Source organism: Pseudomonas sp. 3A(2025) (genome assembly GCF_054589175.1).
Genome location: NZ_BAAILM010000101.1, coordinates 75,578 through 100,332 on the forward strand (window position 1 = coordinate 75,578; position 24,755 = coordinate 100,332).

16 protein-coding genes are annotated in these 24,755 nt (G+C 61.1%); 12 read left to right on the forward strand and 4 right to left on the reverse strand.

What is annotated here, in order from left to right; translation table 11 throughout:
- The first annotated feature begins 44 nt into the window (after window positions 1–44).
- The 10 genes from ACYP2A_RS26250 (at window position 45) to ACYP2A_RS26295 (ending at window position 15,663) form a co-directional block, all read left to right on the forward strand.
- Entirely contained in the window at window positions 45–1,646 is a 1,602-nt protein-coding gene (locus tag ACYP2A_RS26250; protein WP_459748851.1) for an ABC transporter substrate-binding protein, read from the forward strand.
- Window positions 1,647–1,902: 256 nt separating this feature from the next.
- The gene (locus ACYP2A_RS26255; RefSeq protein ID WP_459748852.1) at window positions 1,903–3,522 is read left to right on the forward strand and encodes an ABC transporter substrate-binding protein; all 1,620 of its coding nucleotides are present in this window, start codon (window positions 1,903–1,905) and stop codon (window positions 3,520–3,522) included.
- 173 nt (window positions 3,523–3,695) lie between these two features.
- Entirely contained in the window at window positions 3,696–5,294 is a 1,599-nt protein-coding gene (locus ACYP2A_RS26260) for an ABC transporter substrate-binding protein (protein WP_459748853.1), read from the forward strand.
- Between the two features lie 21 nt (window positions 5,295–5,315).
- On the forward strand, window positions 5,316–6,905 hold the full coding sequence (locus ACYP2A_RS26265) for an ABC transporter substrate-binding protein (protein ID WP_459748854.1): 1,590 nt from the start codon (window positions 5,316–5,318) through the stop codon (window positions 6,903–6,905).
- A gap of 72 nt (window positions 6,906–6,977) precedes the next feature.
- On the forward strand, window positions 6,978–7,988 hold the full coding sequence (locus tag ACYP2A_RS26270; protein WP_459748855.1) for an ABC transporter permease subunit: 1,011 nt from the start codon (window positions 6,978–6,980) through the stop codon (window positions 7,986–7,988).
- Between the two features lie 10 nt (window positions 7,989–7,998).
- Window positions 7,999–8,910 carry an ABC transporter permease subunit gene (locus ACYP2A_RS26275; RefSeq protein ID WP_459748856.1) on the forward strand — a complete coding sequence of 304 codons (912 nt, stop codon included), beginning with the start codon at window positions 7,999–8,001 and terminating at the stop codon, window positions 8,908–8,910.
- 10 nt (window positions 8,911–8,920) lie between these two features.
- Entirely contained in the window at window positions 8,921–9,889 is a 969-nt protein-coding gene (locus ACYP2A_RS26280; RefSeq protein WP_459748857.1) for an ABC transporter ATP-binding protein, read from the forward strand.
- Entirely contained in the window at window positions 9,889–10,863 is a 975-nt protein-coding gene (locus tag ACYP2A_RS26285; protein ID WP_459748858.1) for a peptide ABC transporter ATP-binding protein, read from the forward strand. The genes ACYP2A_RS26280 and ACYP2A_RS26285 overlap by 1 nt, the downstream gene beginning before the upstream one ends.
- 87 nt (window positions 10,864–10,950) lie before the next feature.
- Window positions 10,951–13,368: a glucose/quinate/shikimate family membrane-bound PQQ-dependent dehydrogenase gene (locus tag ACYP2A_RS26290; protein WP_459748859.1), complete on the forward strand. Its 2,418-nt coding sequence runs from the start codon at window positions 10,951–10,953 to the stop codon at window positions 13,366–13,368.
- Between the two features lie 174 nt (window positions 13,369–13,542).
- On the forward strand, window positions 13,543–15,663 hold the full coding sequence (locus ACYP2A_RS26295) for a TonB-dependent receptor family protein (RefSeq protein ID WP_459748860.1): 2,121 nt from the start codon (window positions 13,543–13,545) through the stop codon (window positions 15,661–15,663).
- Window positions 15,664–15,784: 121 nt separating this feature from the next.
- Here the strand turns inward: ACYP2A_RS26295 and ACYP2A_RS26300 are convergent, their stop codons facing one another.
- Both ACYP2A_RS26300 and ACYP2A_RS26305 read right to left on the reverse strand, forming a co-directional pair.
- Window positions 15,785–18,343: a PepSY domain-containing protein gene (locus tag ACYP2A_RS26300; RefSeq protein ID WP_459748861.1), complete on the reverse strand. Its 2,559-nt coding sequence runs from the start codon at window positions 18,341–18,343 to the stop codon at window positions 15,785–15,787.
- 115 nt (window positions 18,344–18,458) lie between these two features.
- Window positions 18,459–20,732, reverse strand: coding sequence for a TonB-dependent receptor (locus ACYP2A_RS26305; protein ID WP_459748862.1), 2,274 nt, complete (start codon window positions 20,730–20,732; stop codon window positions 18,459–18,461).
- Between the two features lie 215 nt (window positions 20,733–20,947).
- Here ACYP2A_RS26305 and ACYP2A_RS26310 point away from each other — a divergent pair, with 215 nt between their 5' ends.
- Both ACYP2A_RS26310 and ACYP2A_RS26315 read left to right on the forward strand, forming a co-directional pair.
- Complete coding sequence (locus tag ACYP2A_RS26310) at window positions 20,948–21,628, forward strand: Fe2+-dependent dioxygenase (RefSeq protein WP_459748863.1); 681 nt, start codon at window positions 20,948–20,950, stop codon at window positions 21,626–21,628.
- A 2-nt stretch (window positions 21,629–21,630) separates the two neighbouring features.
- On the forward strand, window positions 21,631–22,476 hold the full coding sequence (locus ACYP2A_RS26315; RefSeq protein WP_459748864.1) for a tetratricopeptide repeat protein: 846 nt from the start codon (window positions 21,631–21,633) through the stop codon (window positions 22,474–22,476).
- Here the strand turns inward: ACYP2A_RS26315 and ACYP2A_RS26320 are convergent.
- Window positions 22,440–23,447 carry an alpha-xenorhabdolysin family binary toxin subunit B gene (locus ACYP2A_RS26320; RefSeq protein ID WP_459748865.1) on the reverse strand — a complete coding sequence of 336 codons (1,008 nt, stop codon included), beginning with the start codon at window positions 23,445–23,447 and terminating at the stop codon, window positions 22,440–22,442. The genes ACYP2A_RS26315 and ACYP2A_RS26320 overlap by 37 nt on opposite strands.
- Before the next feature lie 35 nt (window positions 23,448–23,482).
- A complete protein-coding gene (locus ACYP2A_RS26325; protein WP_459748912.1) occupies window positions 23,483–24,682 on the reverse strand; it encodes an alpha-xenorhabdolysin family binary toxin subunit A in 1,200 nt (399 codons plus the stop codon).
- Window positions 24,683–24,755: the final 73 nt, after the last annotated feature.

The following is a 24,755-nucleotide window of genomic DNA, read 5'->3' on the forward strand; positions in this document are numbered from 1 at the left end:
TGCGGCATGCTCCGCCAATACTTTCTGCCGCCTTTGAGGACTTCATGGACAAGACTGTCTTCCACCCGCTGTTATTGGCTGCCGCCCTGCTGGGCTGCGCACCCGTAGCGCAGGCCGCCAGCACTCTGGTGTATTGCTCCGAAGCCAGCCCCGCAGGCTTTGACCCCAGCCAGTACACCAGCGGCACCGATTTCGATGCCTCGGCCGAGACCGTGTTCAACCGCCTGACCCAGTTCAAGCGTGGCGGCACCGAGGTAGAACCCGGCCTGGCCAGCAGTTGGGAGGTGGCCGGCGATGGCCTGAGCTACACCTTCAAACTGCGCCAGGGGGTGAAGTTTCACACCACCGACTATTTCGCCCCGAGCCGCGACTTCAATGCCGATGACGTGCTGTTCACCTTCAACCGGCTGCTCGACAAGGACCAGCCATTTCGCAAGGCCTACCCGTCCGAATCGCCCTACTTCACCGACATGGGCCTGAACACCACGATCAAGAGCGTCGAAAAGCTCGACGACAACACCGTGCGCTTCAACCTCAATAATGTCGATGCCGCCTTTGTGCAAAACCTGGCCATGAGCTTTGCTTCGATCCAGTCCGCCGAATACGCCGACCAGTTGCTCAAGCAGGGCAAGGCCGCCGACCTCAACCAGAAGCCGATCGGCACCGGTCCGTTCGTGTTCAAGCGCTACCAGAAGGACTCGCAGATCCGCTACACCGCCAACACGGCGTACTGGAAGCCGGAAGATGTGAAGATCGACAACCTGATTTTTGCCATCAACACCGATGCGGCCGTGCGCCTGCAAAAGCTCAAGGCCGGCGAGTGCCATGTCAGCGGCTACCCGCGCCCGCAAGACATCGAAGACATTGGCAAGGACCCGAACCTCAAGGTGCTCAGCCAGCCCGGTTTCAACCTGGGCTTTCTGGCCTATAACGTGACCCATGCGCCACTGGACCAGCTTAAAGTGCGTCAGGCGCTGGACATGGCCATCGACAAGCCGGCGATCATCAAGGCGGTGTACCGCGGCGCCGGCCAACTGGCCGAAAACGCCCTGCCGCCGGGCCAGTGGGGTTTCGACCCGACGATCAAGGACGCCCCGCACAACCCGGAAAAGGCCCGCCAGCTACTCAAGGAAGCCGGTATTGCGCCGGGCACGGTGATCAACCTGTGGGCCATGACCGTACAACGCGCCTCCAACCCCAACGCCCGACTGTCGGCGCAGATGATCCAGGCCGACTGGGACAAGATCGGCATCAAGGCCAATATCGTCAGCTATGAATGGGGCGAGTACATCAAGCGCGCCAAGGCCGGCGAACACGACGTCATGATCTACGGCTGGACCGGCGACAACGGTGACCCGGACAACTGGCTCGGCGTGCTGTACAGCTGCGCGGCGGTCAAGGGCAGCAACTACGCCAAATGGTGCGACCCGGCCTACGACACGCTGGTGCAACAGGCAAAAGTGGCGTCGTCGCAGGATGAGCGTATCAAGCTGTACAAACAGGCCCAGCAGATCCTCAAGACCCAGGTGCCGATCACCCCGATTGCCAACTCCAGGGTGTTCCAGCCGATGCGCAAAGAAGTGCAGGACTTCAAGATCAGCCCGTTCGGTTTGACGCCGTTTTATGGGGTGAGCCTGAACAAGTAACACCTCCGGCCCCAATCGGGTGCATGGCACCCACCCGATTGCCCGACAACGGGCCGAACCTTGATAGCAAAATGCCCGCGCAAACGTTCAACTTCTTCGATTTCGTACAACTTTGCGACATTCTTGTACGACCGCCCCACAAACTGACACCTCTATAAGGCCGGTTGGCCACTTTGGGTATATACCCTGCATGATGCCCCTCTAGATCGGCTCACAAGGCCGATCATTACTTAAAATGACAAAAATTGAGGCCACCATGCTCAAACAAGCGGTCATTCCGTTTTTTATCGGCGCCAGCCTGCTGGCCGGCGCACCGTTCGCCCAGGCCGCCAACCTCGTGTTCTGTTCCGAAGCGAGCCCTGCAGGTTTTGATTCCGCCCAATATGTGGCCGGTACCGACTTCGATGCCGGAGCCGAGGCCATCTACAACCGGCTGGCCGAATTTGAGCGTGGCAGCACCGCTGTGGTGCCGGGCCTGGCAACGCGCTGGGACATTGCCCCGGACTTGCTGACCTACACCTTTCACCTGCGCGAGGGCGTGAAGTTTCATACCACGCCGTGGTTCAAGCCCAGCCGCAACTTCAATGCCGACGACGTGCTGTTCACCTTCAATCGCATGATCGACAAGGACCAGCCATTTCGCAAAGCCTACCCCACAGAGTTTCCGTACTTCACCGACATGGGCATGGACACCAACATCAAGCAGGTCGAGAAGCTTGATGACTACACGGTGAAATTCACCCTGGCCACGGTCGATGCCGCCTTCATCCAGAACATCGCCATGAGCTTTGCCTCGATCCTGTCAGCCGAGTACGCCGACCAGTTGCTCAAGCAGGGCAAGCCTGCCGACATCAACCAGAAGCCGGTCGGCACCGGGCCGTTCGTGTTCAAGAGCTACCAGAAAGACTCCAACATCCGTTACACCGGTAACAAGGAGTACTGGGCGCCTGAAAACGTGCGGGTCGACAACCTGATCTTCGCCATCACCACCGACCCGTCGGTGCGCATGCAAAAACTCAAGCGCGACGAGTGCCAGATCACCGCCTACCCGCGCCCGGCCGACCTTGAATCGCTCAAGGCCGACAAGAACCTGAAAATGCCCGAGCAGGCGGGTTTCAACCTCGGTTATATCGCCTACAACGTCATGGACAAGATCAAGGGCAGCGACACGCCCAACCCGCTCGCACAGCTGAAAGTACGCCAGGCGCTGGACATGGCGGTCAACAAGCCGGCGATCATCAACGCGGTGTATCAGGGCGCAGGCCAACTGGCGGTCAACGCCATGCCGCCGACCCAGTGGTCTTATGACGACACGGTCAAGGACGCACCTTTCGACCTCGACAAGGCCCGCGCCCTGCTCAAGGAAGCCGGCATCAAGGAAGGCACCGAGATCACCCTGTGGGCGATGCCCGTGCAGCGCCCCTACAACCCCAATGCGCGGCTGATGGCCGAGTTGATCCAGGCTGACTGGAAGAAGATCGGCATCAACGCCAAGATCGTCAGCTATGAGTGGGGCGAATACCTCAAGCGCGCCAAGGCCGGCGAGAACGGCGCCATGCTGATCGGCTGGAGCGGCGACAACGGTGACCCGGACAACTGGCTGGGCACCCTGTTTGGCTGCGACGCCGTCAACGGCAACAACTATTCGAAATGGTGCGACCCGGCCTTCGACACGTTGATCAAGCAAGCCAAATCCAACCCCGACCAGGCAAAGCGTACCGAGCTGTATAAACAGGCGCAGCACTTGCTCAAGGACGCCCTGCCGCTGACCCCCATCGCGCACTCGACGGTTTATCAGCCGATGCGCAACACGGTTCAGGACTTCAAGATCAGCCCGCTGGGCTTGAATTCGTTCTATGGCGTCGGGGTGAAGTAACCCGGTCTCAGGACGTTTCCTACAACAATTGAAGACGTCGGCCCGACATACCACAGGCTTCGTCCGACCTATTGTTGTCGGCTGTCGCAACCCTGGTGGCAAGCCAGGGTTGCAAAGCCTGTGGGCCCGACCAACGTCCCGTTCGTTACCAGCCCCGAATAACAAGGAAGACCATGCGCCCATCCCTCGCAACGACCTCAGTATTGAGCCTGGCCTTGTGGGTCGGACTTTCTCACGCCCACGCCGCCAACAGCCTGGTGTTCTGCTCCGAAGCCAGCCCCTCGGGCTTCGATACCGCGCAATACACCTCGGCCACCGACAACGATGCCGCACAACCGATCTATAACCGCCTGACCGAGTTCGAACCGGGCGGTACCGTGGCCGTTCCGGCGCTGGCGACCTCGTGGGATGTGTCGGCAGACGGTCTGGTCTACACCTTTCATTTGCGCGAAGGGGTGAAGTTTCACAGCAACAAGGCATTTACCCCCAGCCGCACCTTCAATGCCGACGACGTGCTGTTCACCTTCAACCGCATGCTCAAGCCCGACCATCCGTTCCGGGTCGCCTACCCCGCCGAATTTCCGTACTTCACCGGCATGGGCATGGACAAGAAAATCCGCTCGGTAGAGAAGACCGGACCACTGACCGTGGTCTTCACCCTCAATACCGTCGACGCCGCGTTTATCCAGAACCTGGCAATGAGCTTCGCCTCGATCATCTCGGCCGAATACGCCGAGCAACTGATGGCAAGCGGCAAGCCCCGCGACATCAACCAGCAGCCGATCGGCACCGGGCCGTTCGTGTTCCAGCGTTACCAGAAAGATGCGCAGATCCGTTACAAGGCCAACCCCGATTACTGGGCGCCGGATCAGGTCAAACTCGATCAGTTGATCTTTTCGATCAACACCGACGCCTCGGTGCGCCTGCAAAAGCTGCGCAAGAACGAGTGCCAGGTGACCCTGCACCCGCGCCCTGCCGAAGTTCCGGGCCTGAAAGCCGACCCGCAACTGAAAGTGATCGAAATCCCCGGCTACAACCTGGGCTATATCAGCTACAACGTGCGCCATGCGCCGCTGGATAACCTGCAAGTACGTCAGGCGCTGGACATGGCGGTCAACAAGCAGGCGATCATCGATGCGGTGTATCAGGGCGCCGGCCAACTGGCCGTCAACGCCATGCCGCCCAGCCAGTGGTCTTATGACACCAGTATCAAGGACGCGCCCTTCGACCCCGACAAGGCGCGCGAACTGCTGCGCGCCGCCGGGGTCAAGGAAGGAACCACACTGAATCTGTGGGCCATGCCGGTGCAGCGCCCGTACAACCCCAATGCCCGGCTGATGGCCGAAATGCTCCAGGCCGACTGGGCCAAAGTCGGCTTGAAGGTCAACATTGTCAGCTATGAATGGGGTGAGTACCTGAAACGCAGCAAGAACGGCGAACACGATATCTCGCTGATCGGCTGGACCGGCGATAACGGTGACCCGGACAACTGGCTGGGCACGCTCTACAGTTGCGCGGCGATTGGCGGTAACAATTATTCGATGTGGTGCGATGAACAGTACGACAGGCTGATAAAGGCGGCGATTGCCACCACCGACCGAGGCCAGCGCACCGACTTGTATCAGCAGGCGCAGCGTTATCTCAAACAGCAGGTGCCCATCACCCCGATAGCCCATTCGACGGTCAGCCAGCCTTTGCGGGCCACGGTCGAAGGCTTCAAGGTCAGCCCGTTTGGGCGCAATAACTTTTCCGGCGTCAGCGTTGCCGACTAAGAGCCTGACAGGAGCATTGCCTTGAAACCGACGTATCTGCACTGGCCGCTGGCACTGTTGCTCATCAGCACCGCCGCCACGGCCAAGCCCTTGGTGGTGTGCACCGAAGCCAGCCCCGAAGGCTTCGATATCGTGCAATACACCACGGCGGTCAGCGCCGATGCCTCGGCCGAAACCTTGCTGGAGCGGCTGGTGGCCTTCACGCCAGGTACCACCGACCCGGTGCCGGGCCTGGCCGAGCGTTGGGAAATCAGCGACGACGGCCTGCACTACACCTTTCATTTGCGTCGCGGGGTCAAGTTCCAGACCACAGCGGACTTCACCCCCAGCCGGGCGATGAACGCCGATGACGTGCTGTGGAGCTTTCAGCGTCAGCTCGATCCTGCTCATCCCTGGTACAGGCTGTCAGCGGTCGGCTTCCCGTACTTTGAAAGCATGGGCTTTCGTGATCTGCTCAAAAGCGTCGAGAAGGTCGATGACTACACCGTGCGCTTCAACCTGGCGCGGGCCGAGGCGCCTTTTCTGCGCGACCTGGCCATGCCCTTCACCTCGATCTACTCGGCCGAATACGCCGATCAGTTGATAAAAACCGGCAAGACCGAATGGCTCAACAGTAAACCGGTCGGCACCGGGCCGTTCATCCTCAGCCGTTACACCAAGGACGCGCAGGTGCGCTTCAAGGCCAACCCGGATTACTGGAAAGGCCCGCCGCCCAGCGAAACGCTGATCTTTGCCATCACCGTGGACAGCAATACCCGCCTGCAAAAGCTCAAGGCCAACGAATGCCAGGTGGCGTTGTACCCCAAGCCCGACGACATCGAGATGGTCCAGGCCGATGCGCAACTGGCCATTGATGAACTCGAAGGCTTGATGACCAGCTATGTGGCACTTAATACGCGCAAGCCGTACCTGAACGATGTGCGGGTGCGCCAGGCGATCAATCTGGCATTCGACAAGCCGGCGTATCTCAAGGCGCTGTTTGGCGATGGCAAAGCCACCGAGGGCGTCGGGCCTTACCCGCCGACCCTGATCGGCTACGACCAAAGCCTGCAAAACCCGGCCCGTGACCTTGAACAGGCACGTACCTTGATCAAGCAGGCCGGTGTACCTGCAGGCCAGGTGTTGACCCTGTTTATCCGAAATGGCGGTGGCGTGACCAACCCCAATCCGCTGCTCGGGGCGCAGATGTTGCAGGCAGATCTGGCCAGAATCGGCCTGAAGGTGGATATTCGCGTCATGGAATGGGCCGAGATGCTGCGGCGCGCCAAACGCGGCGAACACGATATGGTGTTTGCCGGTTGGGCCGGCGACAACGGCGACCCGGACAATTTCCTGACCCCCAACCTGGGTTGCGAGGCGGCACGCAACGGCGAAAACTATGCGCGCTGGTGCAACACCGCCTTCGAGGCGGCGATCACCCAGGCACGAGGCACCACCGAACCTGCGACTCGGGCGGCCCTCTATAAGCAGGCCCAGCAGGTGTTCATTCAGGAACGCCCCTGGATCAGCCTGGCTTACCCCAAATTGTTCATTGCACGGCGCCACAACGTCGAGGGCTTTCATGTCAGCCCATTGATCAATAACAACTTCTCGACCACGAGCGTGAAGTAGACAAAAACACCGCCAGACCCCACGAGGGATCAGCGCGGTTTGCCTGACCGGCCGATTGAGGACCACCACACAATGTTGAGTTTTATTGCCCGCCGGGTGGGGTTACTGATCCCCACCTTCTTCGGCATTACCCTGTTGACCTTCGCCCTGATTCGCCTGATTCCCGGCGACCCGGTCGAGGTGATGATGGGCGAGCGCCGGGTCGACCCCGAAATGCACGCCCAGGCCATGGAGCGCCTGGGTCTGAACAAGCCCTTGTACGAGCAGTACCTGGATTACATCGGCAAGCTTGCCCAGGGCGATCTCGGTGAATCGCTGCGCACCCGCGAAAGCGTCTGGCACGAGTTCCTGTCGCTGTTTCCGGCCACCGTCGAGCTGTCGCTGGCGGCACTGGTGTTTGCCGGGGTACTGGGGTTGCTGGCCGGGGTCACGGCGGCGCTCAAGCGCGGGTCATTGTTCGATCACGGGGTGATGGGCATTTCGCTGGCCGGTTATTCGATGCCGATCTTCTGGTGGGGCCTGATCCTGATCATGTTTTTCTCGGTGACCCTGGGCTGGACGCCGGTGTCGGGGCGTATCGACCTGCTGTACGACATTCCGCCGGTCACCGGCTTCATGCTGATCGACACCTTGCTCAGCGACGAGCAAGGCGCGTTTCTCGATGCCCTGCATCACCTGATTTTGCCGGCCATCGTGCTGGGCACCATTCCGCTGGCGGTGATTGCGCGCATGACCCGTTCGTCGATGCTTGAAGTGCTGCGCGAGGATTACGTGCGCACGGCCAGGGCCAAGGGCCTGTCGCCGGCGCGAGTGGTGTTCGTGCACGGCCTGCGCAATGCGCTGATTCCGGTGCTGACCGTGTTCGGCCTGCAGGTCGGCGCGCTGCTGGCCGGTGCGGTGCTGACCGAGACGATATTTTCGTGGCCGGGCATCGGCAAATGGCTGATCGAAGCCATTGGCGCCCGGGATTATCCAGTGGTGCAAAACGGCATTCTGCTGATCGCCTGCCTGGTGATCCTGGTCAATTTCGTGGTGGACATCCTCTACGGCCTTGCCAACCCACGCATCCGTCATCAGCGCTGAGATCATTCCCATGAGCGATAACACTCCTGCGGTAGCAGTCGATCAAAGCCTGCTTTATCCGTCGCCCCTCAAAGAATTCTGGCAAGCCTTTGCGAAAAACAAAGGTGCGGTCGCCGGCCTGCTGTTCATGATCGTCATCGTCTTTTGCGCGCTGTTCGCGCCCTGGGTCGCGCCGCATGACCCCAGCGAGCAGTACCGCGACTTTCTGCTGACCCCGCCGGCCTGGCTCGAAGGCGGCCAGTGGCAGTTCATCCTCGGCACCGATGAACTCGGCCGCGACCTGCTGTCGCGCCTGATTCACGGCTCACGGCTGTCGTTGCTGATCGGCCTGTCGTCAGTGGTCATGTCGTTGATTCCGGGCATCCTGCTGGGCCTTCTGGCCGGCTTCTTCCCGCGCTTTCTCGGCCCCTCGGTGATGCGCCTGATGGACATCATGCTGGCCCTGCCCTCGCTGCTGCTGGCCGTGGCCATCGTCGCGATCCTCGGCCCTGGCCTGATCAACACGGTGATTGCCATCGCCATCGTGTCGTTGCCCTCCTATGTACGCCTGACCCGTGCCGCAGTGATGGGCGAGCTGAACCGCGACTACGTGACGGCGGCCCGGCTGGGCGGCGCCACCTTGCCGCGCTTGATGTTCATCACCGTGCTGCCCAACTGCATGGCGCCGTTGATCGTGCAGGCAACCTTGAGCTTTTCCTCGGCGATTCTCGATGCTGCGGCATTGGGCTTTCTGGGTCTTGGCGTGCAACCGCCGACGCCGGAGTGGGGCACCATGCTCGCCTCGGCGCGCGACTACATCGAACGCGCCTGGTGGGTAGTAAGCCTGCCCGGTCTGACCATTTTGCTCAGCGTGCTGGCAATCAACCTGATGGGCGACGGCCTGCGCGATGCGCTGGACCCGAAACTCAAGAACGCCGCCTGAGGAGATTCCTATGTCATTGCTTGAAATCCGTAATCTCTCGGTGCGTTTTGGCGACGAAAAGGCAGTGCCGGTGGTCGATGGCCTGTCGCTGAGTGTCGACAAGGGCGAAGTGCTGGCAATTGTCGGCGAATCTGGTTCCGGCAAATCGGTGACCATGATGGCGCTGATGGGCCTGATCGATCACCCCGGTATCATCAAGGCCGATGCGCTGACTTTCGATGGCAGCGAACTGCTCAAACTCAACGCCCGGCAGCGGCGCAGGATCATCGGCAAGGACCTGGCGATGGTCTTTCAGGACCCGATGACTGCACTGAACCCCAGCTACACCGTGGGCTTTCAGATCATCGAGGTGCTGCGCCAGCACCTTGGCCTGTCGGGCAAGGCCGCACGGCAGCGTGCGCTGGAGCTGCTGGAAAAAGTCGAGATCCCCGGTGCTGCGCAGCGCCTGGACGCTTACCCGCATCAATTGTCGGGCGGCATGAGCCAGCGGGTGGCGATTGCCATGGCGATTGCCGGCGAACCCAAGCTGCTGATCGCCGATGAACCGACCACTGCGCTGGACGTGACCATTCAGGCGCAGATCATGGAGCTGCTGCTGAGCCTGCAAAAAGAGCAGGACATGGCGCTGGTGCTGATCACCCACGACCTGGCCGTGGTCGCCGAGACCGCGCAGCGGGTGTGTGTGATGTACGCAGGCCAGGCCGTGGAAATCGGCCAAGTACCGGGGCTGTTTGAAGTGCCCGCGCACCCGTACAGCGAAGCGCTGCTGGCGGCGATTCCGGAGCACAGCATGGGCGCCGAACGGCTGGCGACCTTGCCCGGCATGGTGCCGGGCCGTTACGACCGCCCGGCAGGCTGCCTGCTGTCGCCGCGCTGCCCGTATGTACGCGACAACTGCCACACCCAGCGACCGGGGCTGGACCCCAAGGCGCATAGCCTGGCGCGCTGTTTCTATCCCTTGAATCAGGAGGTGGCGTAATGAGCGTCGTACTGACTGCCCGCGACCTGACCCGTCACTATGAAGTCTCCCGTGGCCTGTTCAAGGGCCACGCCATCGTGCGCGCTCTGAATGGCGTGTCGTTCGAGCTGGAAGCCGGCAAGACCCTGGCCGTGGTCGGTGAATCCGGCTGCGGCAAATCCACCCTGGCGCGGGCGCTGACCCTCATCGAAGAACCGTCGTCGGGCTCGTTGCAGATTGCCGGACAAGAAGTCAAAGGCGCCAGCAAGGCCGAGCGCAAGCAACTGCGCAAGGATGTGCAGATGGTGTTCCAGAGCCCGTACGCCTCGCTCAACCCCCGGCAGAAGATCGGTGACCAACTCGGCGAGCCGCTGCTGATCAACACCGACCTGAGCCGCGCCGAACGCCGTGAAAAGGTTCAGGCGATGATGAGCCAGGTCGGCCTGCGCCCCGAGCATTACCAGCGCTACCCGCACATGTTCTCCGGTGGCCAGCGCCAGCGAATCGCCCTGGCCCGGGCCATGATGCTGCAACCCAAGGTGCTGGTGGCCGATGAACCGACCTCGGCGCTGGACGTGTCGATTCAGGCACAGGTGCTGAATCTGTTCATGGACCTGCAACAGCAGTTCAACACCGCCTATGTGTTCATCTCGCACAACCTGTCGGTGGTGCGTCATGTCGCCGACACGGTGCTGGTGATGTACCTCGGCCGACCGGCAGAAATGGGCCCCAAGGACGCCATCTACGAACGGCCGCTGCACCCGTATACCCAGGCGCTGCTGTCGGCCACCCCCACTATTCATCCTGACCCGCTGAAACCGAAGATCAAGATCGTCGGCGAACTGCCCAACCCGCTCGACCCGCCAAGCGGCTGCGCGTTTCACAAACGCTGCCCGTACGCGACCGCCCGATGCGCCAGTGAAATTCCGGCGTTGCGCGAAGTGGACCGGCGGCAAGTGGCGTGTCATTACGCGGAGCAGTTTGTCGCGGCGTGAGCCCGGCATCTGTAAAAAACCAAACAATTAACCAAACGGTTAATTCTTGGGTTTATAATCGCCCGATTCCAAAACGGGTGCTTCAAAATGACACATCGACAACCACTCTCCGGGGTCGCCAGGTTCATCCTGCTGGGCCTGGGGATCATTTTTGTTCTGCTTGGCCTGGTCCTGGCTGCCAACGGTTTCCGGCTGGTGAGTGTGGGCGGTAGCTGGTACTTCCTCATCGGCGGCCTGGTCATGGCCGCCTCCGGTGCCTTGATTGCGGCACGTCGCACGGCCGGTGCCTGGCTGTTCGGCGCCTTTCTGCTGGGCACCGTCGTCTGGGCGCTGGCCGATGTCGGCCTGAAATTCTGGCCGTTGTTCTCGCGTCTGTTCATGTTCAGTGCCATGGGCCTGGCCGTGCTGCTGGTCTACCCGCTGCTGGCCCGTGCCAGCGGTGCCGCACCGAGTAAAGCGCCGTATGGCCTGGCCGGTGTACTGGCCATCGGGCTGGTCATTGCCGTCGGCAATATGTTCGTGGCTCACCCAAGCGTGGCCCCGACCGGCGCAGGTCCTGGCTTGACGCCGGTAGACCCGGCCAACGCACAGAAAGACTGGGCGCACTACGGTAATACCGAAGGCGGCAGCCGTTTTGCGGCGCTGGACCAGATTAACCGTGGCAACGTCGACAAGCTCAAGGTTGCCTGGACTTACCACACCGGTGATGTCGCGGTCAGCAACGGCAACGGTGCCGAAGACCAGTTGACCCCGCTGCAGATCGGCAACAAGGTGTTCATCTGCACGCCGCACAACAACATCATCGCGCTGGACGCCGACACCGGCAAAGAGCTGTGGAAGAACGAAATCAACGCGCAGTCCGCCGTGTGGCAACGCTGCCGGGGCCTGGCCTATTTCGACGCCACCGCACCGATTGCAGCGCCCGCCCAGCCAGGCAGCTCGCCGGTCACCGCCGTCAATGTCGCCGCAGGCGGCAACTGCCAGCGTCGCCTGCTGACCAACACCATCGATGGCCGCCTGATCGCGGTCGACGCCGACACCGGCGCGTTCTGCCAAGGCTTCGGCACTAATGGCCAGGTCGACCTGAAAGCCGGACTCGGTAACGTGCCGGACTCGCACTACCAGCTGTCGTCCGCGCCACTGATGGCCGGCACCACCGTGGTAGTGGGCGGCCGCGTGGCCGACAACGTCCAGACCGACATGCCAGGCGGCGTGATTCGTGGCTTTGACGTGGTCACAGGCGCGATGCGCTGGGCCTTCGACCCGGGCAACCCGCAGGACCGCAATGCACCGGCAGACGGCAAGACGTATGTGCGCAGCACGCCGAACAGCTGGGCGCCGATGTCTTACGACCCGGCGATGAACACCGTCTTCCTGCCGATGGGCAGCTCGTCGACCGACATCTATGGTGTCGAGCGCAGCAAGCTGGACCACACCTACGGTGCGTCGATCCTGGCGCTGGACGCCAGCAGCGGTGCAGAAAAGTGGGTGTACCAGACGGTACATAATGACCTGTGGGACTTCGACCTGCCGATGCAGCCGAGCCTGATCGACTTCACCAAGCCCGACGGTCAATCGGTCCCGGCGCTGGTGATCGGCACCAAGGCTGGCCAAATCTTCGTGCTCGACCGTGCGACCGGCAAGCCGCTGACCAAGGTCGAAGACGTTGCAGTCAAGGCCGGCAACATCCCTGACGAGCCGTACTCGCCGACCCAGCCAAAATCGGTGGGCATGCCGCAGATCGGCGCCGGCCAACTGACCGAGTCGGACATGTGGGGTGCCACCCCGTTCGACCAGTTGCTGTGCCGCATCGACTTCAAGAAAATGCGCTACGACGGCCTGTACACCCCGCCGGGTACCGACCGCTCGCTGAGCTTTCCGGGGTCCTTGGGCGGCCTGAACTGGGGCGGTCTGTCGACTGACCCGGTGCACGGTTTCATCTTCGTCAACGACATGCGCCTGGGCCTGTGGATCGAAATGATTCCTTCGCAGAACAAGGGCAAGGCGGCTGGCGGTGGTGAGGCGATCAACACCGGCATGGGCGCTGTACCGCTCAAGGGCACGCCGTATGCGGTGAACAAGAACCGCTTCCTGTCGATCGCCGGCATTCCGTGCCAGGCGCCGCCGTTCGGCACCCTGACCGCCATCGACATGAAGACCCAGAAAATCGCCTGGCAAGTGCCGGTCGGTACCGTTGAAGACACCGGTCCCCTCGGTATCGCCATGGGCCTGCCGATCAATATCGGCCTGCCTACTCTGGGCGGCACCCTGTCGACCCAGGGCGGCCTGATCTTCATCGCCGGCACCCAGGACTTCTACCTGCGCGCCTTCAACAGCGCCAACGGTGAGGAAGTCTGGAAATCCCGTCTGCCGGTCGGCAGCCAGGGTGGCCCGATGACCTATGTTTCGCCGAAAACCGGCAAGCAGTACGTGGTCATCACCGCCGGCGGCGCCCGTCAGGCAACGCAACGCGGCGATTACGTGGTGGCCTACGCCCTGCCGTAATGCCTTTGCCCGCCCTTCGGGGCGGGCAACCCTTCTCGTAACACATTGCCATCCAGTCGATGCGCACGTTCTACACCGTCTATGGTCTTCAGTACCTGCCTTTACGCATCCGCCGCCGACAACAACCTCGGCACACGGCGGCGCCTGTGTTTTCGTCTATTTTGAGAGGTTTGCATGTCTTATCGACTTGCCCCCAGCCCCCTTGCTCTGCACATCCACGCGCTGGTTCTGGGGCTGGGCGTCAGTGCCCTGGCCCAGGCCGATGACAACAAGGTTTCGAGCTACGAAATCCTCACCCCGCTGGTGATCACCGGCAGTTATGCCCCGGTGTCCGGCTTCGATCTGCCGTTCTCGGTCGACACCGTGCAATTGCAGCAGATCAACGACGGCCAACTGGGCGTCAACCTCTCCGAAGTATTGCCGCGCGTGCCGGGGCTGGTGGTGCAGAATCGCCAGAACTACGCGCAGGACCTGCAGATTTCCTCGCGTGGCTATGGCGCACGTTCGGCATTCGGCATTCGTGGTCTCAAATTGCTCAGCGACGGCATCCCGGCCAGCACCCCGGACGGCCAGGGCCAGGCGGCCACGCTGAATCTGGATGTGGCCGACCGTATCGAAGTGCTGCGCGGGCCGACCTCGACCATTTATGGCAGCAATGCCGGCGGCGTGATCCAGATGTTCACCCGCGACGGCCAGGGGCCGGGCAAAGTCGGCGCCGACACCACCTTTGGCAGTGACGGCTTTCGCAAGAATCACCTGTCGGCCGAAGGCGGCAACGACAAGGCGGGCTTTATCGTCGATGCCTCGCGCATGGACACCGACGGCTACCGCGACCACAGCAGCGCGCGGCGCGACCAGACCTTCGCCAAGGTGCACGTCAAACCCGATGAAGACAGCCGCCTGGCGCTGACCTACAGCAGCCTGGAGCAGAACGGCACGCAAGACCCGCTGGGCCAGACCTGGGAAGGCTATAAAAACGACCCGCGCTCGGTGGCCGCTGTGGCCGAGACCTACAACACCCGCAAGAGCATCGACCACCAACAGGTGGGCATGAACTACGAGCGCAGTTTTGGCGACGCGACTTTGCAGTTCAACCTGTATGCCGGCCAGCGCAGCGTGGTGCAGTACCTGTCGATTCCACGCACCGTGGCGTCGAACAGCCAGCGCGGTGGTGGCGTGGTCGACTTCGACCGCGAGTTTCATGGCGGTACCTTGCGCTGGATCCAGCCGGTCCACGGCGTGCCCGGCCAGTTGACCGTCACCACCGGTGTCGACTACGACCGCAGCCGTGACGACCGCCGCGGCTTTCAGAACTTCAGTGGTACCCAGCTGGGCGTCAAAGGCGAACTGCGTCGCGACGAGATCGACACCGCGACCAGCCTTGATCCCTATGTGCAGGCACGCTGGATTCTGGACAAGTGGACCCTCGACGCAGGCATCCGCCACAGCACCATGGAAATGGAAGTCGATGACCGCTACCTGAGCAACGGCGACGCCAGCGGCTCGAAAAAATACCAGCGCAACACCCCGTCACTGTCGGTGATGTACGCCTTCACCCCTGACCTGAACGGTTACATCAGCGCCGGCAAAGGCTTCGAGACGCCGACCCAGGCAGAAATGGCCTACGCACCGGGCGCCATCGAAGGCTTCAACTTTGGCCTGTCGCCGGCCACCAGCACCCAGTACGAAGTCGGCCTCAAAGCCAAGGTCGCGGGCAATACCCGTATCAACGCCGCGATCTTTGAAATCCGTACCGATGACGAAATCGTCGTGAGCAGCGCCACCGACGGCCGCACCAGCTACCAGAACGCCGGCAAGACCCTGCGCCGCGGCTTCGAACTGGGCGTGCAGACCCAACTGAGCGAACAGTGGGAAGCCACACTGGCCTACACCCGCCTGCAAGCGACCTACGACCAGGACTTCACCGCCAACAACCAGACCATCGAAAAAGGCAACCACCTGCCCGGCGTGCCCGGCAGCAGCCTGTTCGGCGAACTGGTGTGGAAGCCGGTGCAAGGCATCAGCATGGGCCTCGAAGGCCAGTACCGCAGCAAGGTCTATGTCGAAGACAGCAACCAGAGCAAGGCCGCGCCGAGTTATGCCGTGTTCAACTGGCGCACCCGGCTGGAGCAGCATGTCGGGCCATGGACCTTCCACCAGTTGGTACGCCTGGACAACCTGGCCGACCGCCAATACGTAGGCTCGGTGATCGTCGGCGACGGCAACGGCCGCTACTACGAATCGGCACCGGGCCGCTCGTGGTACGCCGGCGCTGGCGCCACTTACGAGTTTTGAGCGGCAAGTTTCAAGCTGCAAGCTAAAAGCTGAAAACACACCCGTGGAGGCCGATCCTCCACAGGTGCATCAGGCCACACCGTCCCTCTTGCAGCTTGTCGCTTACAACTTGCAGCTCGATTCAATAGACGTCGCGTTTGTAGCGGCCTTGTTCGATCAGGTCGCTGACGGCCTGTTCGCCGAGCAATGCCGTGAGCGTCTGATCCACGCCGGCCGCCATGCCTTGCAGGCTGCCGCAGATGTAGATAGCGGCCCCCTCGGCCAGCCAGGCCTTTAGCTCTTCACCGGCTTCCAGCAATTTGTCCTGGACGTAAACCTTGCTCTCCTGATCACGCGAGAACGCCAGATCCAGACGGCTGAGCTGGCCGTTGTCCAGCCAGCCTTGCAGCTCATGGCCACAATAGAAGTCATGCGCCCGGTTACGCTCGCCAAACAGCAGCCAGTTGCGGTGTTGACCCTGCTGGATGCGTTCCTGCAGCAAGCTGCGCAACCCCGCCAATCCTGTGCCGTTACCCAGCAAAATCAAGGGCACCGGCTCGTCCGGCAGATGGAAACCACTGTTGCGGCGCACGCGCAGGCTGACGGCATCGTCGACCGGCAAGTGCTCGGTCAGCCAGCCGGACCCCACGCCCAGCCCACCATCGCTGTGAATCTCTTGCCGAACTATCAATTGCAGCGCGCCGTGACTCGGAATGGAGGCAATCGAATATTCGCGTGCTGCCAACGGCACCAGCGCATCGACCAGCGCCTGCGCATGCAGGCCGACCAGGTGCACCCGGTGTTGCGGCAATTGCCGGCTGGCCAGCGCCTGCAACAGGCTTTCCTGCAAGCCATCGACAGTCACGTTTTCAGCGCCGGTCAGGCCCAGGCCGTCAAGCAGGCGCAGCAATACGGCGTCGCTGTTGCGCGGCAGGATTTCAACCAGATCACCGGCCTGCCAGGTGGCGGCAGTCGGTGCATCCAGGTCGAGCATGAACACCTTCGAACCACTGCTGCCGGGGTTGAGCAGTTCGCGGCGGCTCAACGTCCAGCGTTCGAACTGTGGCGCCTGCCAGACGCCGGTCGGCGTACTGCCGGTGGCGCGGCCCAGTTGCTGTTGCCAGTTCTGCAAGGCCGCAGGGTCGGCATTGTCGACTTCGACCGGGGCAAACAGCGACTGCCCGCCGCGTTCGACCAGCCAACCGTGCAAGCGCTGGGCAAAAGCACAGAAGTGCTGATACTGGCGGTCGCCCAGCGCCAGCACCGCATAGTTGAGGTGCGACAGCGCCAAGGGCTGACCAAGCAGTTTGCGCTCGAAACCACGGGCGCTGTCGGGTGCTTCACCGTCGCCGAAGGTGCTGATCACAAACACCGCGTTGCGGCTTTGTTGCAGATCGTTTTCAGTCAGTTCAGCCAGGCGCTGTACACGCACCGGCAAGCCTGCGGCCTGCAATTGCCCGGCGGTCTGCCAGGCCAGTTGTTCGGCGAAGCCGCTCTGGCTGGCAAAGCCCACTAGCCACGAATCAGCGCCCTCGACATTGCCGCCCGCCAGGCCACTGCGGGCATTCCTGATCTCGCGCTTCTTGCGCCGCCGGTCGAGGTACAACAGCCAGCCGGTGATGAAGAACAGCGGCATCAAGACCGAGGCGATGGTCATGATGATGCGCCCCGGCAAGCCAAAGTAACTGCCGACGTGCAAGGCGTAGTTGCTGGTCAGCAACTGCGCACCCAGGCTCTTGTCGGCATAACGTGCCACCGAATTGATTTTGCCGGTCGCAGGGTCGAGGTTGATGATGTTCAGGGCCCGTGGGTGCGGTGAGTCCTTGAGCAGGTAGAACACCGTGGCCGGTTGCCCGCCGGCATTGGGCAGGCGCAGGTTGTAGCCGGCAATGTCGGGGCCTGCGGTGTCGCGGATGCTGGTCCACACGGCATCGTAATCGACCACCAGCGGCCTGGGCGCCTGCGCAGGTTTGCCGCCAGCACCACCCTGACCACCGGGACCGCCCGCGCGGCGTTGCTCACCGGCCGGCGGCGCGTCGCCGAGCAGGCGGGTCATGCCGTCGCTCCACCATTGGTAGGACCACATCAGGCCGGTGATGGCGAATAACAGATAGGCCAGCAGGCACCAGGTGCCGAAGATCGAGTGCAGGTCCCAGTTGAAGCTGCGGCCTTTCTTGGCCCAGTCCATGGTCAGCCACACGCGCCAGTCCAGCGGCTTGCGCGGCCAGCGCAGGTACAGCCCGGACAAACAGAAGAACAACAGCATCAGGGTGCAGGCACCGGTGATCTGCCGCCCGGTTTGCCCGGAGGCCAGAAAGCGGTGCAGGCTCAGTACAAAGTCAAAGAAGCCTTCGCCCACGCCGTCGCCACGCAACTCGCCGGTGTACTGATCGAAGTTGCGCTTGGGCCCACGCCGCTCGCCGGGCTTGGGCTGGAAATAGACTTGCGCCACGCGGTTACTGGTGGTTTCGACGCGCAGAATTGCGACGGTCATGCCGGTGGCGCTTTGCAGTTTGCTGACCAGTTCGGCGGGCGGTAAAGGCGCCTCGCGCTTCTCGACCAGCAGCACATCAGGGTTAAGCGCATCGAGGATTTCTTCCTCGAAGGAATACAGTGCACCGGTCACGCCCATCAGCGCCAGCACCAGGCCTGCGGTAATGCCGAAGAACCAGTGCAATTGAAACAGGACTTTCTTGAACACCACCGCCACCTCGCTGACACATCGCGGTGCGCATTATGCGCTAACTGTTAGTAATTCTCATCTCGCAAAAAAGCCCCGCCTACGTCGATAGGCAGGGCTTTATGCATGCAGCGCTTTAGAAGTGGAAGTTGGTGGTCAGCAAGGCTGTACGACCCGCCGCCTGGGTAGCGAAGTGCGAGGCGTAGGCCTTGTCGTAGTAGGTCTCGTCGGTCAGGTTCTGCACGTTCAGTTGCAGGTCCAGGTTCTTGCTCAGCTTGTAGTTGACCATGGCGTCGTAACGCACGTACGACGGCACGTACACGGTGTTGGCCGCATCGCCATAGACGTCATCGACATAGAACGCGCCGCCACCGACCGTCAGGCTCGGGATCACCTGGTAAGTGGTCCACAGGCTGAAGGCGTTCTTCGGCGTGTTGGGCATCTGGTTGCCGCTGGTGGTGCCGGTGGTGACCGCGCCGTTACGACCGTTCAGGCCCGAGTCGACCAGTTCGCTTTTCAGGTGGCTGTAGCCGGCGAACACTTGCCATTTCTCGGTGATCTTGCCGGTGGCCGACAGCTCGATGCCGTCGACGCGGGTTTCACCGGCGTTTTCGTAGGTGTTGGTCGCCACCAGGATGCGGGTGTTCTCTTTCTCGGTGCGGAAGATCGCAGCGGTCAGCGAGACACGGTCGTTAAGCAGATCCCACTTGGTACCCAGCTCGTAGTTCTTGGTGGTTTCCGGTTCCAGATCGCTGCGCAGCACACTGTTGCCGGCGATCAGCGGGTTGCCGTCCACGCCTTCGCCGAGCATGGCGCCTGGCGGTGTTGCCGAGGTGGCAAACGAAGCGTAGACGCTACCGTTCTCCAGCGGCTTCCAGACCAGGCCCGCTTGCCAGTTCCAGAAATTGCTTTCGTTGCTGGTTTTGCCGGTGGTCACGTTCTTGGCGTGGGTGTCGAAGCTGTCATAGCGCGCACCGAGGTTGACCTGCCATTGCGGGCTCAGCTCAACGGTGTCGAACGCGTAGATCGAACGGGTATCGGCGGTGGTGTCGGTGTACGCATAGTTACGCACGGCCGTGCCGGTCCAGGCATCGTTCGGGTTCGGATTCGACAACGAGGTACAGCTGCTGTTGACGCCGACCAGGGATGCTACGCAACCGCCAGTCGGGTTGGCGTTCGGCGATACGGTGTAGCCACTGTAGGTGCTCGACTCACGGGTGATTTCAATACCGGTGGAGTAAGTGTTCTTGAAGCCCAGCGCCTGGAACTGACCGAACAGGTCGGTCTGGTTGGTGGTGGTCGAGGTGTTGCTGACGCGGGTATTGGCCCGGCGCCATACGGTGCCGAAACGGTTGACGTTGTGCTGGCTGTCGTCGGGCTGGCTGAGGATGTAGTCCTGGCCGGTGTTGCCGTGACGCAAGGTGTTCTTCAGGGTCAGGTTGTCGTTGAAGTCGTGCTCGATCGAGATCGTGCTGATGTCGGCGCGCGTCTTGCGGAAATCGCGGTCTTTCAGGCCATAGAAGTTGCTGCTGTCGCCACCGTCATCGGGCTTGTCATGAACATGCACGGCGGTGGCAGAGTTGGAGCCGTAGCCATACGGAATGCCCGAGTCAGGCAGGTCGTTGCTTTCCATATGGTAGTAATTGACGTTGACGCGGGTCGGCGTGCCCAGCCCGAAGGTCACCGACGGTGCTACGCCCCAGCGGTCATAGTTGATCGAGTCGCGCCCGGCAACATTCTGCTCGTGGCTCATCAGGTTCAGGCGGAACGCTGCGGTGTCGAGGAACTGGCGGTTCACATCCAGGGTGTAGCGGCGCGTCTGGTCGGAGCCGTAGGTGAAGCTGGCGTCGGTGAAGTCGTTCTGCTTGGGTGCCTTGCTGACCAGATTGAGGCTGCCACCGGCCGAGCCGCGACCGCCGAACGCCGAGTTCGGGCCTTTGCTGACCTCGATGGACTCGATGGCAAAGATTTCACGCGATTGCGCGCCGGTGTCACGCACGCCATCCAGGTAGGTGTCGCTCTGGGCGTCGAAACCCCGAATGATCGGCCGGTCACCCTGTGGGTTACCGCCTTCGCCGGCGCCAAAGGTAATGCCGGGCACGGTGCGCAGGGCATCCTGCAGCGAGGTCGCCGAGGTGTCCTTGATCACTTGCTGCGGGATGACCGTGATCGAACGCGGCGTGTCGGTCAACGGTGCGGTGTACTTCTTCGATGCCGACTCTTCGGTCTTGTACGCGGTATCAGCCTGTTCGCCGGTAATGCTGGTGGCGCCCAGAGTCACACTCTTGTCTTGCGTGCTTTCGGCGGCGTGAGCCATCGAGGCGGCCGACATGGCAGCCATGGCGACACTGACAGCCGTTGCCAGCGAGCGCTGTGAACCGGTACCGAGTTGTAATTGTTGGCGCGACATCGTGATTCCTCCCCCAGGAATTGAAGGTGCGAAACATATTGCAAACAAATTCTATAAGCAATTGAGAACGAGTGACATTTGCATGTTTTTTACAATTTTTACACTCGCCTTCACAAAACTTTGACGCCGTTTGATGCAGGTCGTGATTTTGAGGTTGTACACATCCAATAAGAATCACTACCATTCGCCACCCTCCGCCACACCGGTGCTGTGCCATGCTCCTGCATATTCCTGGCTTGTTTACCCGCGACGAAGTCCTGCGCATTCGTCAGGCGCTGGAGCACACCGATTGGGCCGACGGCAAGATGACCGCCGGTTACCAGTCGGCCAAGGCCAAGCACAACCTGCAGTTGCCCGAGGACCATGCACTGACCAAAGAGATCGGCGAGGCCATGATCGAGCGGCTATGGAACAACCCGCTGTTCATGTCGGCCGCCTTGCCGCACAAGGTGTTTCCACCGTTGCTCAACTGCTACACCGCCGGCGGCAATTTCGGTTTTCACATCGACAATGCCGTGCGCCAGGTCAAGGGCCGCGCCGAGCGGGTGCGCACCGACCTGTCGGCCACGCTGTTTTTCAGCGACCCGGACGAGTACGACGGCGGCGAGCTGGAAATCCAGGACACCTACGGCACCCAGCAGGTCAAGCTGCCGGCCGGCGACATGGTGCTGTACCCCGGCACCAGCCTGCACAAGGTCAATGCGGTCACTCGTGGCGCACGCTTCGCTTCGTTTTTCTGGACCCAGAGCCTGGTGCGCGAAGACAGCCAGCGTGCCCTGCTGTTCGAGATGGACAGCGCCATCCAGCAACTGGCCCGCGATGTGCCGGATCACCCGGCGCTGGTGCAGTTGACTGGCACTTATCACAACCTGCTGCGCCGCTGGGTCGAGGTCTGAACATGAGCTGGAATCTGGCCCGTGAAGAGCATGTCGACAGCGACGACCTGCGCGCCATGCTCGAAGAAAACCCGGCCCGTGCCGCTCAGGCGATTCTGGCGGCTGCCGGTGCAGGCATCGTCGACGCGCAGGCCTTGCTGGGGCAGATTCTGCTCGATGGCAGCGGTATCCAGCGCGACCCGGCACTGGCCGTGACCTGGTTTGGCATCGCCGCACGGCAGGGCCACCTGATGGCGCGCAACATGCTGGGCCGTTGCCATGAACATGGCTGGGGCTGCTCGCCAGACAGTGTTCAGGCCGCGCAGCATTATCGGCTGGCGGCCGAGCAAGGCTTCGATTGGGGGCTGTATAACCTGGCGAACCTGCTGGCCACCGGACGCGGTGTTGCGCAAGACCATCGGCGCGCCATGGCGTGTTATGCCAACGCGGCGCATCAAGGCCATGCCAAGTCGATGAATCTGCTGGGGCGTTATCTGGAAGAAGGTCTGGTGGGTCAGCCCGATATCAGGGCAGCCCATGAGTGGTATCGGCGCTCGGCCGAGGCCGGGGATTTTCGCGGTCAGTTCAGCCATGCATCGGTGCTGGCCGAACAGGGCCATGCCGAGCAGGCGCTGACCTGGCTGAAAACCGCCTTGGCGGGCGGCAATCTGAATTTCTTGCGGGTGAGCCGCCAGTCGTTACTCAAGGCGGCCCACCCGGTTTTACAAGCCCTGGCCGAAGACTATCATCAGCGCGCTGCCGATCTGGGTGATGAATCGGACCGGCAGGCCCTGCGCGACTTCCTTGTCCAGTATCGGCCAGAACACAGGGATCAGCTCTGCCAATCGCGGCGTAGCTCATCCATGTAAGTGCTCAGGACTGCGGCGTACTCGATAAAGCGTGAAACGCGCAGCTCATGGCTATCGGCGTCCTTGAACGTGTAAGCAATGAATTGTTTCAGCGCTTTGTGCAACTTGCCGAGTTCCTGCACGTATTCGTTCTTTGACGTCCCCATGCCCTGAATCAGCGCGAACCGGGCAAGCCTTGCGGTTTCTTCATCGAGGTGTGAGCGCAGCGGGCGGGCTTGATCCTGAATACTGTCCAGTTGCCCCTGCAAGCGCGTGCGGCGGTTGACCAGATGCTCGTATTTAAGAGCATTGCTGGCCAGGTCGAGCATGCTGGATATGGCATCGATTCCCGCCTTGATAGAGCCCACCAATGGATCCTTGGGGTCGATATCCGCCAGCTTTTTCAGGGTCTCTACCAACGGCTTGAGCTTGTCGAAAAAGCTGACTGCCTCCAGATCTGCGATCAGCTTGTTGAGCGTCGTTTCCTCCTCGCGCAGTTTGATCAGCGGGGCTTCTATGGCGGTGATCCGGTTATTGAGCCTGACGATTTCCTCGTTGATCGGTGTAATGAAAGCATCAAGATCGCCAAACGATACGTCGTCAAAGTTCACACACGCATTATCCAAAGCACTGGCATGCTCAGCCAGCCCCGTGGAGGCCGCCTGCAACTGCGCGTCGATTTCCGCCATGATCTGGGCGATGGCTTCGCCCTGATCGCTTTCGGTATCCTGCTGCAGGACCGCCAGCGCTTCGAGCAAATCCGGCAGACTTTCGCTGCTCACCAGACCCGGCACTGCGCTGATCATGCGCAGCGCTTGTGTGTCGACCTCACCCAGTTCCCTGATCAGGCTGAGGAGTGTTTCCCGTATCAGCGGCAGGTAAAAATCACTCAGGGTATTGGCACTGCGATTCAATTCAGTGCGGCGGGCAATCACAACGGCCAGATCGGGCTTGGGTAGTTGCAACGGTGTATCCAGTACATGAACAGTCATGAGGGTATTTTCTTCCATTAGAAATAACATTCAATTCAACGAGCCGTGTCTTCAAGCGCATTGTTAAAGGCAGTCAGCAGATCAAGTGAATGCTTCTTGATATCGGTCCAATTTGAAACCAGGCTTTTGAATCGCGAAACAAAAATCACCAGAAACTTTCCATCGTCCAGATCTTCAAGACTTTTTCGTGACGACTCGACCAACTCCGCAAGCAATACCCAGAGACTTTCGATATTGCTGACACTGCTGGTGGCGCCGTCCATTCGAGCCTTGAGATCCTGCATATTCGTTTCGAAGGCATGCAGTTCGCTGACAAACTGATTGAGCTGCCGAAGTTGTCGCTCCAGCCCTTGTTTTTCGCCCATTAACCGGTCTTTTTCCTTCAGGGCGTCATTGGCCTTGGGGCCGTAAATAGACCACGAAATAGCGCCGCCGATAGGCCCCCACCAGAACCCCACCCATTTGTAGTTGGCGTATTCTTCGTATTCGGCAATTTTCTGTTCGATGCGCTCATTTAGCCGGGCGATATCTTCGTTGAGCCTGAGAATCGCTTCATTGGTTTCAGACGATTTGGCCAAATTGATCTTGCGGGCCACATCAGGTGCCAGGTTGTCCCTGAGCCTGCCCTTGAACACCGCCACACCGCTACTGACCCGTGTGGTGCTGACGCTGTGCCGTGACACCAGTTTTTCAATGTCACCGACCAGCGCCACCAGCCCTGGCAATTGCTGACGGTCACCGTCTGGCAACTCGATCGGCGGCAGACTTTCGATCTGCTCGGGCGTCAGGTCATCGGGCTTCAACGTTTGCCAGGCGGCCAGACTCTTGATGAGTTCGATCATGACGTCAACGGTATTGATCAGGCCACCGGAGAAGACATACAAGTCACTGCCAACGGCACGCATGTCGTTCTCAAGCGCGGACCAACTGGCCGCGTGGTCATGGATCGCCTGGTAAAGTGCCTGGATAGCGTCGGGTTCAAGTCCGGCAATATCAATACCGTAATCGCCCACTAACTGCCGGATCTGTTCAAGATCAGTGGGCAGTTCCAGCCCGGTTCTTACATAGCGATGGATACGCCGGACATCCTCATTGGTAATCAACAAGCCGGGATCGCGTTCGACCCCATCGCCCAGACCGGAAAGCACATTCATCAAATCCTTGCCGACCTGACTTACTTCGTCGGCGCCGTGCACCTCACCATCCGTTTTTAGCGGCTCTACTGCGCTCATTATAATTTCCTTATTATAAGACCCTTCCATTGAGTGCAGGACCCACCTGCACCCCTGAAGGTATTTAGAAACTAGC

Bases quoted from the DNA above. Each gene is read 5' to 3' on its own strand.
- ACYP2A_RS26250 (WP_459748851.1), top strand. From the start codon at position 45: ATGGACAAGACTGTCTTCCACCCGCTGTTATTGGCTGCCGCCCTGCTG.
- ACYP2A_RS26255 (WP_459748852.1), top strand. From the start codon at position 1,903: ATGCTCAAACAAGCGGTCATTCCGTTTTTTATCGGCGCCAGCCTGCTG.
- ACYP2A_RS26260 (WP_459748853.1), top strand. From the start codon at position 3,696: ATGCGCCCATCCCTCGCAACGACCTCAGTATTGAGCCTGGCCTTGTGG.
- ACYP2A_RS26270 (WP_459748855.1), top strand. From the start codon at position 6,978: ATGTTGAGTTTTATTGCCCGCCGGGTGGGGTTACTGATCCCCACCTTC.
- ACYP2A_RS26275 (WP_459748856.1), top strand. From the start codon at position 7,999: ATGAGCGATAACACTCCTGCGGTAGCAGTCGATCAAAGCCTGCTTTAT.
- ACYP2A_RS26280 (WP_459748857.1), top strand. From the start codon at position 8,921: ATGTCATTGCTTGAAATCCGTAATCTCTCGGTGCGTTTTGGCGACGAA.
- ACYP2A_RS26285 (WP_459748858.1), top strand. From the start codon at position 9,889: ATGAGCGTCGTACTGACTGCCCGCGACCTGACCCGTCACTATGAAGTC.
- ACYP2A_RS26290 (WP_459748859.1), top strand. From the start codon at position 10,951: ATGACACATCGACAACCACTCTCCGGGGTCGCCAGGTTCATCCTGCTG.
- ACYP2A_RS26295 (WP_459748860.1), top strand. From the start codon at position 13,543: ATGTCTTATCGACTTGCCCCCAGCCCCCTTGCTCTGCACATCCACGCG.
- ACYP2A_RS26305 (WP_459748862.1), bottom strand. From the start codon at position 20,732: ATGTCGCGCCAACAATTACAACTCGGTACCGGTTCACAGCGCTCGCTG.
- ACYP2A_RS26310 (WP_459748863.1), top strand. From the start codon at position 20,948: ATGCTCCTGCATATTCCTGGCTTGTTTACCCGCGACGAAGTCCTGCGC.
- ACYP2A_RS26315 (WP_459748864.1), top strand. From the start codon at position 21,631: ATGAGCTGGAATCTGGCCCGTGAAGAGCATGTCGACAGCGACGACCTG.
- ACYP2A_RS26320 (WP_459748865.1), bottom strand. From the start codon at position 23,447: ATGACTGTTCATGTACTGGATACACCGTTGCAACTACCCAAGCCCGAT.